Source organism: Xenorhabdus yunnanensis (assembly GCF_028598805.1).
GTDB classification, from domain to species: domain Bacteria; phylum Pseudomonadota; class Gammaproteobacteria; order Enterobacterales; family Enterobacteriaceae; genus Xenorhabdus; species Xenorhabdus yunnanensis.
On the sequence record NZ_JAQRFI010000065.1, the window covers coordinates 1 to 14,641 of the forward strand.

20 protein-coding genes and 2 pseudogenes are annotated in these 14,641 nt (G+C 42.7%); 11 read left to right on the forward strand and 11 right to left on the reverse strand.

Going from position 1 to position 14,641, the window contains the following annotated elements; translation table 11 throughout:
• Positions 1-109 precede the first annotated feature (109 nt).
• From PSI23_RS18465 to PSI23_RS18485, 5 genes and pseudogenes are all read right to left on the reverse strand, one after another.
• Positions 110-277, reverse strand: a pseudogene (locus PSI23_RS18465) (primase-helicase zinc-binding domain-containing protein); the annotation flags it as partial.
• A complete protein-coding gene (locus PSI23_RS18470) occupies positions 271-576 on the reverse strand; it encodes a hypothetical protein (protein WP_273556451.1) in 306 nt (101 codons plus the stop codon). The pseudogene PSI23_RS18465 and the gene PSI23_RS18470, both read right to left, overlap by 7 nt.
• 2 nt (positions 577-578) lie before the next feature.
• The gene (locus tag PSI23_RS18475) at positions 579-749 is read right to left on the reverse strand and encodes a DUF4222 domain-containing protein (protein ID WP_273556452.1); all 171 of its coding nucleotides are present in this window, start codon (positions 747-749) and stop codon (positions 579-581) included.
• Positions 742-990, reverse strand: coding sequence for a hypothetical protein (locus PSI23_RS18480; RefSeq protein ID WP_273556453.1), 249 nt, complete (start codon positions 988-990; stop codon positions 742-744). Before PSI23_RS18480 ends, PSI23_RS18475 begins: the two co-directional genes overlap by 8 nt.
• On the reverse strand, positions 987-1,175 hold the full coding sequence (locus tag PSI23_RS18485; protein WP_273556454.1) for a hypothetical protein: 189 nt from the start codon (positions 1,173-1,175) through the stop codon (positions 987-989). The genes PSI23_RS18480 and PSI23_RS18485 overlap by 4 nt, the downstream gene beginning before the upstream one ends.
• A gap of 193 nt (positions 1,176-1,368) precedes the next feature.
• On the opposite strand from PSI23_RS18485, the gene PSI23_RS18490 reads away from it, so the two are divergent.
• Complete coding sequence (locus tag PSI23_RS18490) at positions 1,369-1,551, forward strand: YlcI/YnfO family protein (protein WP_074019022.1); 183 nt, start codon at positions 1,369-1,371, stop codon at positions 1,549-1,551.
• A gap of 532 nt (positions 1,552-2,083) precedes the next feature.
• Here PSI23_RS18490 and PSI23_RS18495 read toward each other — a convergent pair.
• From PSI23_RS18495 to PSI23_RS18515, 5 genes and pseudogenes are all read right to left on the reverse strand, one after another.
• The gene (locus PSI23_RS18495) at positions 2,084-2,890 is read right to left on the reverse strand and encodes an antA/AntB antirepressor family protein (protein WP_273556455.1); all 807 of its coding nucleotides are present in this window, start codon (positions 2,888-2,890) and stop codon (positions 2,084-2,086) included.
• A 14-nt stretch (positions 2,891-2,904) separates the two neighbouring features.
• Complete coding sequence (locus PSI23_RS18500; protein ID WP_273556456.1) at positions 2,905-3,186, reverse strand: helix-turn-helix transcriptional regulator; 282 nt, start codon at positions 3,184-3,186, stop codon at positions 2,905-2,907.
• 68 nt (positions 3,187-3,254) lie between these two features.
• Positions 3,255-3,374, reverse strand: coding sequence for a helix-turn-helix transcriptional regulator (locus PSI23_RS22810; protein WP_309145418.1), 120 nt, complete (start codon positions 3,372-3,374; stop codon positions 3,255-3,257).
• A 147-nt stretch (positions 3,375-3,521) separates the two neighbouring features.
• Positions 3,522-4,058 (reverse strand): site-specific integrase, encoded by a 537-nt coding sequence (locus PSI23_RS18510; protein WP_273556457.1) that lies wholly within the window; start codon positions 4,056-4,058, stop codon positions 3,522-3,524.
• Positions 4,009-4,426 (reverse strand): annotated as a pseudogene (locus PSI23_RS18515) (Hcp family type VI secretion system effector). The gene PSI23_RS18510 and the pseudogene PSI23_RS18515 overlap by 50 nt, the downstream one beginning before the upstream one ends.
• A gap of 398 nt (positions 4,427-4,824) precedes the next feature.
• On the opposite strand from PSI23_RS18515, the gene cysG reads away from it, so the two are divergent.
• The 10 genes from cysG to PSI23_RS18565 all read left to right on the forward strand — a co-directional run bounded on the left by cysG (position 4,825) and on the right by PSI23_RS18565 (position 14,173).
• On the forward strand, positions 4,825-6,315 hold the full coding sequence (gene cysG, locus PSI23_RS18520) for a siroheme synthase CysG (RefSeq protein WP_273556458.1): 1,491 nt from the start codon (positions 4,825-4,827) through the stop codon (positions 6,313-6,315).
• A 10-nt stretch (positions 6,316-6,325) separates the two neighbouring features.
• Entirely contained in the window at positions 6,326-7,234 is a 909-nt protein-coding gene (cysD, locus tag PSI23_RS18525; protein ID WP_273556459.1) for a sulfate adenylyltransferase subunit CysD, read from the forward strand.
• A gap of 11 nt (positions 7,235-7,245) precedes the next feature.
• Positions 7,246-8,688 carry a sulfate adenylyltransferase subunit CysN gene (gene cysN, locus PSI23_RS18530; RefSeq protein WP_273556460.1) on the forward strand — a complete coding sequence of 481 codons (1,443 nt, stop codon included), beginning with the start codon at positions 7,246-7,248 and terminating at the stop codon, positions 8,686-8,688.
• Positions 8,689-9,285, forward strand: coding sequence for an adenylyl-sulfate kinase (cysC, locus tag PSI23_RS18535; RefSeq protein WP_273556461.1), 597 nt, complete (start codon positions 8,689-8,691; stop codon positions 9,283-9,285).
• A 225-nt stretch (positions 9,286-9,510) separates the two neighbouring features.
• Entirely contained in the window at positions 9,511-9,813 is a 303-nt protein-coding gene (gene ftsB, locus PSI23_RS18540) for a cell division protein FtsB (protein WP_273556462.1), read from the forward strand.
• Between the two features lie 32 nt (positions 9,814-9,845).
• On the forward strand, positions 9,846-10,709 hold the full coding sequence (locus PSI23_RS18545) for an IspD/TarI family cytidylyltransferase (RefSeq protein WP_273556463.1): 864 nt from the start codon (positions 9,846-9,848) through the stop codon (positions 10,707-10,709).
• On the forward strand, positions 10,706-11,179 hold the full coding sequence (gene ispF, locus PSI23_RS18550) for a 2-C-methyl-D-erythritol 2,4-cyclodiphosphate synthase (RefSeq protein WP_099113361.1): 474 nt from the start codon (positions 10,706-10,708) through the stop codon (positions 11,177-11,179). The genes PSI23_RS18545 and ispF overlap by 4 nt, the downstream gene beginning before the upstream one ends.
• Positions 11,180-11,181: 2 nt before the next feature.
• Positions 11,182-12,231: a tRNA pseudouridine(13) synthase TruD gene (gene truD / locus PSI23_RS18555; RefSeq protein ID WP_273556467.1), complete on the forward strand. Its 1,050-nt coding sequence runs from the start codon at positions 11,182-11,184 to the stop codon at positions 12,229-12,231.
• Between the two features lie 238 nt (positions 12,232-12,469).
• On the forward strand, positions 12,470-12,625 hold the full coding sequence (locus PSI23_RS18560) for a hypothetical protein (RefSeq protein ID WP_273556464.1): 156 nt from the start codon (positions 12,470-12,472) through the stop codon (positions 12,623-12,625).
• 357 nt (positions 12,626-12,982) lie between these two features.
• On the forward strand, positions 12,983-14,173 hold the full coding sequence (locus PSI23_RS18565) for a tyrosine-type recombinase/integrase (RefSeq protein ID WP_273556465.1): 1,191 nt from the start codon (positions 12,983-12,985) through the stop codon (positions 14,171-14,173).
• On the opposite strand, the gene PSI23_RS18570 is transcribed toward PSI23_RS18565, so the two are convergent.
• Positions 14,153-14,374: a helix-turn-helix transcriptional regulator gene (locus tag PSI23_RS18570; RefSeq protein ID WP_273556466.1), complete on the reverse strand. Its 222-nt coding sequence runs from the start codon at positions 14,372-14,374 to the stop codon at positions 14,153-14,155. The genes PSI23_RS18565 and PSI23_RS18570 overlap by 21 nt on opposite strands.
• Positions 14,375-14,641 lie beyond the last annotated feature (267 nt).

The window sequence follows — 14,641 nt, forward strand, 5'->3', positions numbered from 1 at the left end:
TACAGCCAGCTTCGTCCTCACTGGTATAACAATGGGTTAACGCCCAATGAGTCAGAACGATTATTTTGGAAAAACGCTAAGCCAGTGACCAATTTTTGTTGACCACAACACCGTTCCCGTGGTCGTCTATGAAGTGAAAGCGGTCTTTACCTCCACAGATAGGGCAAGCACCATGCTTACCCTTTGCTGGAACGTCCACACCACAGGCAGACAGCAACCCTTGCCACTGCCCTTGCGCCGCCGTTTTCACCGAACGAATATCAATATGGCTTACCATTTCGGAAATCCCTCGCGGTGATGAATTTCAAAATCCGCATGCTGTGCGGTGTCATTCAGGGCTTCGGCGATCCGGGGCAAATACATCAGGGCTTCACCCACGCGGCGTAAATCCTCCCTTGCCTGACGATTGTCATAGTTTTCGTTGTCAACTGACCAGAAAGCCAGTTCCCCCATTGCTGACATTGCCGCCATCACGCTATTGAATGCCCCTTCGGAATGTTTGCGCAGATCTTTAAGTTCTTCGGTGCTCATGGCGCTAAAATTGTTGCGTACCAAATGGTTATAGATATCAGACATAATCAGGCTCTCCCTGCGTAGGTGTATTCTTTAGTGAAACGGCTTACTGGCATGATGCACGGGTAGGTATAACCTTCACGGACAAACGTCACGCGATTAAAGGCGACCGACAGCACTTGAACAGTTTCCCCGTTCTTATGGGTGTAATAGTCATGAGGTGCAGGGTTACGCATGGTTAGCCCCCTGAACAGTAGACATATCGCTACAGTGGGAAGTGTTATCAATAGCTTCCTCACCCGCGATTACTTCAATCAGAAATACAGCAATATCGCCGGATAGCTTCGCCATCAGAGAAGAAATAACAGATATTTCACTGCCCTGTATTTGATGAGGGTATGACTCAATAAGCTGATTAATAAATTCGAGTTGTTGCGCCTTTTCAACGGCTTGATGAATAGTGATAGGCTGGCTCATGCGTCCACCTCCTGACGGGAAACAAATATCAGAGAGGACATGCCAGCCAGTAGACGGGCTTCACCTTCACTGTCTGCCAGAACAGTAATGAGGCGTACAGGGTGAATATCCACCAGCCGCTGAGTGCCCGATGCAATTAGGAATGTAAATTTAAGGCGAGTTTGGTTATGCTGTGGGGTATCCATAGCGTAAGGCTCCTTTACGTTGTTGGTTAGCCCTCGTTTGGTACTCGTAATACCATTCGGGGGCGTTCTTTTTTCTACTGTTACAAACTTAAGGTGTGCACCACTATAATCATGAAATGCGGTATGCGCCAACACTATTATTTTACTTTTTTTAATGTATACTGTGTACCACCATTTAATAGCGAGGTCACATATGGCAACAGCAGACGTAAACAATAAATCACAAAAATTGGTAGCACGTGTTCCACACGAAGTTGTTGAGTTAATGGAAATGACAAGAGAAGCAGGTGAAAGCACAGGTAAATATATTGTTGCTGCTATCAAAACAGAGGCCAAACGCCGACAGCGCAAAGCCAAAGCATCATCTGAACAGTAACTAACCGAGTGAACATTATTCATATGGTTATCTGAGCAATAACTAACTAACCCTCTTAAAGATGGTAAGTTCTTAAGTTGTTGTAATTCTTCGTAAAGAAAATCTGCGTTACGGATAAATGATTGATTTAGTTCATGATTCAAAAAGCTGATCATCTTAAGGGTAGCATTCGCCGTGCTATCCTTTTCTTTTTGTGCGTCGCTAAATGATACGCGCAAATTTTGTGCAACTCTTAACGGGTTGTGCAAATTCTGTGAGTCAGCATTACTAATGCTCAAATTATAAGCAGACTGCATATTTGCCGTCTGGATATTTATCAATGAGTTATTGAGGTGTCCGAAAATATTCGCATACCCATCAGCTAAAATTTCAGCCAATATATGAGCGGAAAATTTCGCTGAGTGATCGTTGGTCATTAATTCAGTGACCATTGAGCAAGCCAAACTGAGGACCACGACAGCAGGACTCCTTAACCTCAAGGAGTCACCAGAAATAATACTCTCGCTTAAACCGATAGAATGGCTGCTGTGTGTCATTGCTTCGATTCCATGCGCTGCGCTAACCAACGTTGAGCCAGTTCTGTTAATTGTACTTTCCGCTTCTCTGGCGGTGTATCCAAATCAAGAAATGCACAGTTACGTGATTCCAAGTAAGCCAGTAGCTGCAATTGCTCTGTGGTCATGTTGTCTCTGACTTCTTTGGATTTGATGCCCTTATTTTTAGCCCATCTGACGGGATCTATACCCAGCACTAATTTATTGATGAACCTAGATTCATTGCTGTAAGCAAAACCCTTTTGATTGTCCCCGGTACGCTCAATGTATCCTTTCATCGCATCTGCCATGCTTTTATGATCTTCACAGGCAGCGACACGATTTTTACGCCAGTTAAGCAGAGCGGCTTTGTGTTCCTCTGGTGCAACAGCTCTCAGGCGTTTTTCACAGTCGATAAAGTACTGGCGAGCCTCTTTACCTTCTTCGGTGCGTTCCACCATAGAAAACTCTTTCGCCATATCAGAGCTAATACGGTATTCGGTTCTCGGACGACCTTTTTTGGAATTTTCCAAATAAGTCTCGTAGTCCTCATTTTCAATAAAACCGTATTGCTCAATGCGCTGTTTGATCCAGCTAGCGAACAGTTCTTTATTACCCAGAAACTCATGCAGGTTTCGGGCATCAGTTACCATTGCGGCTTTTCCGTTAATAGTTCCCGCGGTTAATGGGATCATTTCGGCATAATTCTTTTTTTGGCTCTCTTTGTGCTGAACTAAAATAGGTTCTTGGTTATTTTCAGCGTGAGCGAGTCCCTGACCATTTAAGGCCACATTTTTAGATGTCATTTACTTTGTCTTAATTAATTTGATTTTCGGCTATAGGGGTTATTTACATTCTCTACTGTTGGCGGATTACGTACCCACCATAAAACATCACTTAATAACCATGAGACGGAATTACGCCCCAACGGAACGCGTTTAGGAAATTTACCTTCTTCCTCTAATACCCAGCGACAAGAACGCGATAAACTGGAAAGGTGCTCACATTCTTTTTCTCTGATTCTGCGATCATATTTCTCTCCATATTCATTTAAAATTGATTGTCGTTCTTGTGGTGTCGGTGGAGTAAATTTTAGTGCCATAGTTTCATATTCTCCAAAATAAAAAAACCCGCGAACGAGGTTATTATTAATTTAAATGAAGTTTAATTTTATTCTGGTTTCCAAGTGCCTTTTATCCATGCCTGAATTTCAGATAATCGATAAACTTTAGTTTGTGGACCTATTGTTATTTTGGCAGGAAACTCTCCTTTTTTCTCAAGTTTTCGGATGTATTGACTATCTAATGAGGTTAGCCATTCGCATTCTCCGTTCTGATTAGTCTATCAATTCCATCTAGCCCCTCCAATTCTTTACGAGTTAATATATTTATCATTTTTCATTTCCTCTTTTTCAATTAATGAATCTAAATAACCAACTCACCAGTTGAGGGCACATCTTTTTTGTTCGATATATTTGCTTCGATTATATATTCCAACCACTCCGCTTAATGAATGGCCTAATAATTGCTCAACCACATTATGCTCAAAATTATTATCACTTAAATTTGTGGCAAGTACTCTTCGCATATCGTGAGCCGTCCAATTTTCTTTGTGATTTAATCTCTTCCATATCGCCCCAGTAACCGAGCTGGCTGTAGATTGCTTCATACTGAATCCAATAACATAGCCTCTATTTTTTGTTGACCTATGTAATAAAAGCAACCAACTTCTAAAATTATCCGGTATCGGTCTAATTATTTCCTTGCCGTTTTTGCTATGCTTGGGTGGTACTCTCCAAATATTATTTAGCAAATCCCATTCATCCCATGTTGATAATAATATTTCTGACATCCTGCAACCGAAAACAATTAAAAATCTAAAAATAATTCTATATTCATGAGAAATAATGTGATTGTTGTATTCTTTATTCACATAAAAATGATATGGACTTATAATTGAGGGTGATTTTTTCATATGGCATCACATCATGATCATTTATAGAGTGTGGATAGACACAGGAAATATCCGCAATAGTTGCTTCCGTAATTTTTACTTCATAAAACAGTTCTAATTGTCCTGTCTGGCTTGTCCGATAGAAAATAAATGCGCCATTGAGTGATTCGTTAGAATCTATAGCCATTGCTAATAGTGGCGAAGATTTGTCTATTGGCTTGATAAATTGTATGGGTTGATGAGAAACATTCTGTTGACGAGATATTGCATGATTTTTGATCTTCATGTCCTTTTTGGTATCGATTCCCTATAGAGTCGAGCGTTGAACACCCTGCTGAGATTAAGCCTTGTTTCTTACCATTTAACGTTAGATAAATCATGTACGACATAAAATTACCGTCCTAGTTCTTATTCAAATAATGTCGGCTCAGTGTGTAGGCCAGAGAAAGTTAACTTAACATATTAAAAAACTTGTTATAGGAGCTTCAAGGCAAAAAAGATCTGCTTGAAATCCTTTTTGTTAGACGTAATGCACTGGCGCGGATGGTCTTTTTATGCATCGTTTGGGCGAAATAAGGGATCGAAGTTTTTACCTTATGCGATTCAGGAACAAATAATTACTTTTTGTCATTTCATAACTTGATCACGGCCTCATATATTCATCCTTTAGTCATCATAATAATTAAGAGTTCATACCCTTTATTTTTTCAGGTTGCTGTTTGGTTATTTGCGTAGCTTGAAACTCTTTGGGTATATCATGAAATAGGCTCTAACACGGGATGGTATCGTGGACTATTTACCTTTATTTATTGAGCTCAAAACCCGAGCTGTACTACTGGTGGGAGGCGGAGAAGTCGCTTCCCGCAAAGCAGACTTATTGCTTCGTACCGGAGCCGTATTAACGATTGTCGCTCCTGAACTGCATGTAGAACTGCAACTGCGCCATCAAAAAGGAGAATTTGAGTGGTTACAGGGAACGTTTAAAACAGAATATCTTGATGGCGTATTTTTGGTGATTGCCGCGACGGACGATCACAATCTAAACCAACATATTTTTTCAGAAGCTAATAAGCGCGCTATCTTGACCAATGTTGTAGATAACCAACCACTCTGTTCAGCAATTTTCCCATCAATCATTGATCGCTCGCCGATTATGGTGGCGATCTCATCGGCTGGAAAATCTCCGGTATTAACAAAATTATTGCGGGAAAAGTTGGAATCCTTGCTCCCATTTAGCCTTGGTACGATGGCAAATATCGCGGGGCGCTGGCGTGAACGAGTGAAACAACGCTTTAGCTCCATACATCAGCGACGTCACTTTTGGGAAAAGGCATTTAATGGGCGTTTTGCCACATTGATTGCCAATGGGCAATTACAACAGGCAGAAGAGCAACTTGAACAGCAGTTGGTTCAAAATAATTCTCATACCCAAGGTGAACTGGCGCTGGTAGGTGCAGGGCCGGGCGATCCGGGGCTTTTGACATTAAAAGGTTTGCAGGTGATCCAGCAGGCTGACGTTGTTCTTTATGACCATTTGGTTAGTGCAGAAATTCTGGAATTAGTTCGCCGTGATGCAGACAAAATCTGTGTTGGGAAAAGAGCGGGCAATCATTCAGTGGCACAGGAAGAAACCAATGCACTCATCGTCAAATTAGCGAATCAGGGGAAAAAAGTGGTTCGCCTCAAAGGTGGCGATCCATTTATTTTTGGTCGTGGTGGAGAAGAACTACAAATTGCGGCAGCAGAGGGGATACCCTTTCAAGTCGTACCCGGCATTACAGCAGCGTTGGGAGCTTCTGCTTATGCGGGTATCCCATTGACCCATCGAGAGCACGCGCAAAGCGTCACATTTATTACAGGACACTGCCGTGAAAATGGCAGTGAATTGGATTGGCCTGCGCTAGCGCGGGGCAATCAAACACTGGCAATTTACATGGGAACCATAAAAGCCGCTTTAATCAGCCAGAAGTTGATTTCACATGGTAGAGACTGTAACACCCCCGTTGCTGTAATTGGTTGTGGCACTCGCCCAGAGCAGCAGGTACTGACCGGAACCTTATCCGCATTGGAACGATTGGCTCAGGAAGCGCCATCCCCTGCCTTGCTGGTAGTCGGAGAGGTGGCTCAACTCCACCAACAGATAGCATGGTTTGAACAGCAATCTGTTGTTCAAAAACAGTCCGCGGATCAAAAACAATCTATTGTTCAAACGCAATGCACTGAACAAAGCAATGCTGCTGGTCAATTAAATCGCCCTGCTGTGATTGATTTAGTATAAGGAATGCTCAATGGACGAAAAAAGACTGACACACTTACAACAACTTGAAGCTGAAAGTATCCATATCATTCGGGAAGTGGCTGCTGAATTTGCCAACCCTGTCATGCTCTATTCGATTGGCAAAGATTCCTCTGTGATGCTGCACCTTGCACGTAAAGCGTTTTATCCGGGAAAACTGCCTTTCCCTTTATTGCACGTGGATACAGGCTGGAAATTTCAGGACATGTATGACTTCCGTGATCGCACAGCGGAAAAGTATGGCTTTGAATTGCTGGTTTACCGTAATCCACAAGGAGAGGCATTGGGAATTAATCCTTTTATTCATGGCAGCGCAAAACATACCGACATCATGAAAACAGAAGGATTGAAGCAGGCTCTGGATAAATATGGCTTTGATGCCGCATTTGGTGGAGCACGGCGTGATGAAGAAAAATCACGGGCCAAAGAACGCATTTATTCATTCCGTGATCGTTCCCATCGTTGGGACCCCAAGAATCAGCGCCCTGAGCTTTGGCGCAACTATAACGGCCAAATAAACAAAGGCGAAAGTATTCGTGTCTTCCCGTTATCCAACTGGACAGAGCTGGATATCTGGCAATACATCTATCTGGAACAGATTGATATCGTCCCCCTTTATTTTGCTAAATCCCGTCCGGTTGTGCGGCGTGATGGAACATTGCTTATGGTTGATGATGATCGAATTGACCTGAAAGCCGGGGAAGTGATTAGCCAGCACAAAGTGCGTTTCAGAACACTGGGTTGCTGGCCGTTGACAGGGGCTGTGGAGTCAGAAGCAGAAACGTTGCCGGAAATTATAGAAGAAATGCTGATATCAACCACCAGCGAACGGCAAGGGCGTCTGATTGATAGTGATCAGTCAGGTTCTATGGAACTGAAAAAGCGTCAGGGTTATTTTTGAGGAGTCCAGATATGCCAGCACTTGCACATAATGAAACCATTGCCAGTCAGATCAAGCAGCAAGGCGGAGTTGAAGCCTATCTTCGGGCACAGCAGGAAAAAGGGCTGCTGCGCTTTTTAACCTGTGGCAGCGTGGATGATGGTAAAAGTACACTCATTGGCCGCTTGCTGCATGACACCCGCCAAATTTATGAGGATCAACTTGCAACCTTACAAAGTGATAGCAAGCGAATAGGGACTCAGGGAGAAAAACTCGATCTGGCGTTATTAGTTGATGGATTGGCCGCTGAGCGAGAACAAGGCATCACCATTGACGTGGCATACCGCTATTTCTCTACGGAAAAGCGTAAATTCATCATTGCGGACACACCGGGGCATGAACAATATACCCGCAATATGGCTACAGGTGCCTCAACCAGTGAGCTATCCATTTTATTGATAGATGCACGAAAAGGTGTTCAGGAACAAACCCGCCGTCATAGTTTTATCAGTACATTACTGGGTATTCGTCACTTGGTAGTGGCAGTAAATAAAATGGATTTGATTGAATATCAAAAAGATATATTTGAACAGATCAAGCAAGATTATTTGCATTTCGCGGCACAATTACCTACTGACCTAAATATCTATTTCGTTCCAATCTCGGCATTGGAAGGGGATAACATCGTTACCTACAGTGAAAAAATGGCGTGGTATACGGGGGAAACTCTACTGAGCATCCTAGAATCCGTGGACGTAAAAACAAAAGCGACGGAGCAGCCTCTGCGTTTTCCCGTACAGTATGTGAATCGCCCTGATCTTGATTTTCGTGGATATAGCGGCACATTGTCGTCGGGAGTTTTACGGCAAGGGCAGCAAATTAAAGTTATGCCATCTGGTGTTATTTCTACAGTGGAAAGCATTGTCACTTTTGACGGGGATCTTACATTTGCAGTGCCTGGAGAAGCTATCACCATCGTATTAAAGGATAAAATAGATATCAGTCGTGGTGATTTGCTGGTCGCTATTGAAGATCAAATGAAAGTGGCTCGCCATGCTTTAGTTGATGTTGTCTGGATGTCAGAACAGCCGCTGATTCAAGGGCAAAGTCTGGATATCAAAGTGGCAGGCAAGAAAAGCCGGGGCAAAATCGATAACATCCGATATCAGGTAGATGTTAACAATTTGACTCAGAAAGTTGCGGTCGAATTGCCCCTTAATGCAATAGGGCTGGTGGAGTTTTCATTTGATGAACCATTACTGCTCGACAGCTATGCACAAAATGCGGATATCGGTGGCATTATCCTGATTGATCGTTTAACCAATGTGACTGTAGGTGCAGGATTGGTGCGTGAAATCCAACTAGATGTTTACGAAGATCCTAAAGAATACAGTGAATTTGAACTGGAATTTAACCAATTAGTTCGCCGCCATTTTCCTCACTGGGGAGTACGTGATCTATTGGGAGGAAAATAAGTGGCTCAGAATATTGTCTGGCATTCACATGCCCTGAATCGGGCACAACGAGAAAGTGCAAATGGGCATTCTGCACTGGTGATTTGGTTCACGGGGCTATCTGGCTCAGGAAAATCAACCCTTGCAGGAGTATTGGAACAGGCATTATTTTCACAGGGAGTCAAAACGTACTTACTGGATGGCGACAATGTTCGTCATGGTCTGTGTGGTGATTTGGGGTTTTCTGAAATCGATCGGCAGGAAAATATCCGGCGGATCGGTGAAGTCTCAAAATTGATGGTTGATGCAGGGCTGGTTGTACTGACGGCATTTATTTCTCCCCATAGAGCAGAACGGCAAAAAATCCGCGAATTAATGGAAGAAGGTCAATTTATTGAAGTGCATGTCGATACACCACTGGCGGTATGTGAATCCCGTGATCCCAAGGGACTATATAAAAAAGCACGAGCGGGAGAATTGCGCAATTTCACTGGAATTGATGCTGCTTATGAAGCCCCCGAACAGCCAGATGTGCATTTGGATGGCTCACAGCCTGTAGACTCTTTGATTGAAAAATTACTTTTTGTACTGAAAAACCGCAGTATCCTGCCAGTTTAACTACCTCATCTAACAGACCATCATGAAACACATTATTATTGTTAGTGGAATAATGTGTTTCTACACTTATTTAATTCAATGCATTTCTATTATGTCGCGAAATGAAATCATATTTTAAAATGATATTTTGGCAGGTTTTATAAATGGTCTTATAAAGACTTTTGTGAGAGTAAGTAGCGTCATTCTTTCAGTTATGGGATGATTAGCGGGTTTTCAGGGGGGGAAATGGGTAAGTTAACGCTACTATTACTGGTTCTACTGGGCTGGTTACAGTATTCGCTGTGGCTCGGAAAAAATGGCATTCACGATTATATGCAGGTCAAGGCCGAAGTTGAGAAACAAGAGGCAAATAATCTTAAACTTAAGGCAAATAACGAGCATCTATTTGCTGAAGTTCAGGATCTCAGGAATCTTAAAGGGGATCTGGAAGCGATTGAAGAACGCGCTCGTAATGGATTGGGCATGATCAAGCCGGGTGAATCTTTTTATCGTATAGTGCCTGATACCTCAAAACATAATGCAAAATAGCTTTTAAATTAAAACAGTAAATAATAATTGAAATGAATAAGTTACGACTTAATTCCCCTGTTAATGTTTCTCTTTCCGGCAATGCCTTTGTTGAAGATCATGAAATTATTGCCTTGATCCCAGCTGCGGGCATCGGTAGTCGGATGAAATCTGATTGCCCAAAACAGTATCTCAATATTGCCGGAAAAACTATTCTTGAACATACCGTGGCGGCGCTGTTTGAGCATCCTCGTATACAACGCATTATTATTGCGCTGAATCCTGCTGATACCCAATTTGCGCAATTACCCATCGCTTCTGATCCAAGAATTGCGACAGTCATTGGTGGTGAAGAACGAGCGGCTTCGGTATTGGCTGGATTGGATTATTTGGCTGGTTTGCCTACAGACAAAGCAATTTGGGTTTTGGTGCATGATGCAGCCCGCCCTTGTCTTCATAGAAATGATCTCGATAGCCTGCTGCGGCTTATTGAACACCGTGCAGAATCTCCTGATGTATGCGGTGGCCTTTTGGCTTCTCCGGTGAGGGATACCATGAAACGTATGGTATCGCTATCATTGGAAAAAACAGCAGTGGAACAACTATCAGTGGAACGACCATCAGAAAAAGAATCATCCACGACTAACCACACATTGATTGCTCATACCGTTGACCGCAACGGACTTTGGCATGCCCTGACCCCACAATTATTCCCTTTGCTGCTATTGCGTGATTGCTTGATCAAAGCGCTGGCAGAACAAGCCTGTATCACCGATGAATCTTCAGCGCTGGAGCATTGCGGCTATCGTCCCGTCCTGATCAATGGACGGGCGGACAATATAAAAGTGACTCAACCTGAAGATTTGGCACTGGCTGAATTTTACTTATCCCGAAAATCTAAGGAATCTATCGTATGAGAATTGGACACGGTTTTGATGTGCATAAATTTGGCGGAGAAGGGCCATTGATCATTGGCGGTGTCCGCATTCCTTATGAGCAAGGATTAATTGCCCATTCAGACGGTGATGTCGCTTTGCATGCTGCCACAGATGCCCTATTGGGAGCCGCGGCATTGGGAGATATTGGTAAATTATTTCCTGATACCGATCCGGCCTTTAAAGGCGCGGACAGTCGTGAACTACTGAAAGAAGCTTATCGTCGTATCCGTGCAAAGGGCTATCGGATAGGCAATCTGGATATCACCATCATTGCACAAGCACCGAAAATGTTGCCGCATATTCCCCAGATGCGGGTTAATCTGGCAGAGGATCTTGAGTGCCATATGGATGATATTAACGTTAAAGCGACAACAACAGAAAAACTGGGATTTGTTGGTCGTAAAGAAGGTATTGCCTGCGAAGCAGTCGCTTTGTTGGTGAAGGAATGAGCATGACATTGAGTGAATTACACTGGCTTTATGGCCGACCGGAAGCGAGCGGTATTGTTAAAGCTACGCCAGAAGATTTTATTGTACGCGAAGATTTGGGTTTTTCTCCTGACGGAGAAGGCGAACATTTAATGGTACATATCCGTAAAACGGGATGTAATACCCAATTTGTAGCGGATAATCTTGCCCGTTTTGCCAAAATTCCGGCTCGTTCTGTCAGTTATGCAGGGTTGAAAGATCGCAACGCAGTTACGGAACAGTGGTTTTGCCTGCATTTGCCGGGAAAACAAGACCCGGACTTTACGGCATTTCAACTTGAAGGTTGTGAAGTATTGGCAACTTCCCGCCAGAAACGCAAACTACGGATTGGTACATTGAAAGGCAATGATTTCACTCTGGTATTAAGAGAAATCTCTGACCGACAATCTGTGGAAAAACGTTTGCAGCAGATAGCGCAAACTGGTGTGCCGAATTACTTTGGTGAACAGCGTTTCGGGCGAGGTGGACAAAATTTGGTTCAGGCACAGCGCTGGGCGGCTGATGAAATCCATGTTAAAGAACGCAGTCGCCGCAGTTTTTACCTTTCGGCCTGTCGGAGCGCCATGTTTAATGCTATTGCCAGCATACGTATTGCACAGGGTGAACATCAGCAGGTAAAAAATGGTGATGCGTTACAATTAACAGGACGTGGCAGTTGGTTTGTAGCTGATGAATCAGAATTGTCAGCATTACAGCAGCGAGTCATGGATGGGGAATTACAGATAACCGCTCCTTTGCCGGGTGACAAGGCATTGGGAACTCAACATCAGGCTTTAGAGTTCGAACAACGATGCTTATTGGAATATGAATCTCTTTGGGCGTTGGTTAAACGTGAGCGCGTGGAGAGTGCCCGTCGGGCAATATTGGTAAAACCACTTAACCTGCATTGGGAATGGCAAGATGACCAAACTGTCACCCTCTATTTCTCTTTGCCATCGGGGAGCTTTGCAACCAGTGTTGTCAGAGAATTGATCAATCAAGATCAAAACAACGCTGCGGATATTGGGGAATAATGGTTTCAGCTAACCCCACAATGTCTTCCTAATAGTCGTATACCAAGATACACAAGAGATAGGTGATTTAATCTGTTCTATCGGGTATCTTGGGTGCGTTTTCTTGCCCAAATCACGTAGTTCCGGTCATATGGTGAAAGTCATATAGTTATAAATGTCTGGAAATCTATTGGATATATTTCATTACAAAATGTTTTTCTGAAGTCTGTTTTTCTAAAACCCGATAGAGAGATAAAACATGAACTATATGAAATCATCAACATGGATTCTTGAACAAGAAAGAACAACTGCAAAAGAAAAACCTACTCTTCATATCTTGTGTGGAAAAATTGCTTCGGGGAAATCGACTCTCTCTGCAAAACTATTCCAACAACCTATGACGATTGTTATATAGTCTGAATGCAAAGCGCTCTACAAAACTGTCAACGTCATGCTAAGATCAAACGATTTTCTGATAGCCTTAATATTGTCCAATCATAGGTTATGCCAAACAAATGGACAACATACAGAGTAAGTTACAATATTAATCCATATTATTTTTAATAAAATCAACGAGATATATCAATGTTGCGGATATTGCTGAGTAATCTGCACTAGCGTCTCATGTAATCTCACTGCATCTCAGATATCGCCATAGTATCAAGATAGATAAGGATTGTTAGTCTCACTGCGTCTCACTTCATCTCTTGACAGCTCATAAAAAACAGGACAATTTACAGGACAACATTATCTTGTCCGGAGTTGTCCTGCGATGCCATTAACAGATACCAAAATCAAAAATGCCAAACCTAAAGACAAGCCTTATAATCTGCCTGATGGCAATGGGTTATACCTTGAGGTTCGACCCACTGGTGGTAAGTTCTGGAGGTATCGCTTTTGGTTAACGCCGACTAAAGATGGTCGATACACTATTGGAGAATATCCTTATATTGGTCTGGCTGATGCCAGAAAAGAGCGAGATTGGGCAAAAGAACAGGTAAAAAAGGGATTCAATCCAACAGAAGTTAGGAAGCAAAAAAAACACCTAGTTGAAATTGAGAAGGGGAATACTTTCAAGGCCATCGCCTTGGAGTGGATAGAAAAAAAAGAGGCTAACTGGGAAGGCGGAACGCTTGAGCAGGTAAAGACATTCTTGGATAAAAACTGCTATCCAGCATTTGGTGATAAACCTATCAAGGAAGTTAGCGCTCACGATATCCTGAAAGTATTGAAATTGATGGAGGCCAGAGGGTCGGCTTCATCTGCGTTAAAAATTCGGCAATGGTGCTCCGCTATTTTCTGTTATGCAGTATCAACACTTAGGGCAGAATATGATCCAGCCGCCACTTTGAAGGGAGCAATCATTCGCCCCAAGACGAAGCATTCGCGCTGCCTTCCTAACGAGGAAATTAAGCTCTATTTCGATAGGCTGGAAAAAGCTAGGGTCTATTCTCAAACAAAACTAGCGCTGGGATTACTTCCTTTTGTATTTGTTCGTCAAGCTGAGTTAAGGCAAGCAACTTGGGATGAGATTGACTTCGATAACAAGATATGGGTCATAAAAGCTGAACGAATGAAGATGAAGCGTTCTCATAGTGTCCCTTTGACTGCTCGAATGGTAGCGACTTTTAGGAAACTTGAGGTTTTGTTTGGTGATAACGAGCAAGGATTAATTTTCCCCGGCGTTAATACCCCAAATAAGCCTCTCGGGGAAAGTACGTTAAATAGAGCTATTGAATACATGGGATTTGGTTCCAAATATATAACATGCCATGACTTTCGCGCCACTGCATCAACAACCCTGTATGAAATGGGGTTTAGGCGCGAAGTCATTGAAAAGCAGCTAGCGCATGCTGAGCAAAACAGATCTGTTGCCGCATATAATCATGCTGAGTATCTAAATGAGAGGCGTGAGATGATGGAAGCATGGGAAAAGCATTTGTTACGTATTGCAGCTTTCTGATTTATCTTTTTTACGAATTCGGGGGCTGAATCCACGATTTAGAGAGTCAATATACGGTTGTATGTCGCTCTCTCTCCATTTTGAGCTGCGACCATCCTTAAGTGGTCTTGGTATTTGACCGCATTCAATCTTTCTATATAATGTAGCCCTACTAACCGCTAATGCATCACAAACTTGTTCTTTGGTTAATAATTTATCCATGTCTAATCCCCTTATCAATAATTTCTACTTGGTATAAAATCAGACTATTTGGTTCACCTAAATCTGTTAATAATCTTCCTGAGATACAATTTAAATCTCAGCCGAATTAATTTTATTTTGCTGCTTTCATATCGCATCAGTTCTAAATGTCGCTCACAGTGTTCGCAGGAATTTTCGTAATAATATGCTTCTTCAAAATCCAGCTCTTTATTGCAATGGGTGCACCTCACTATTTCGTCTCCTTATCAATCATATCTACGTAGTATC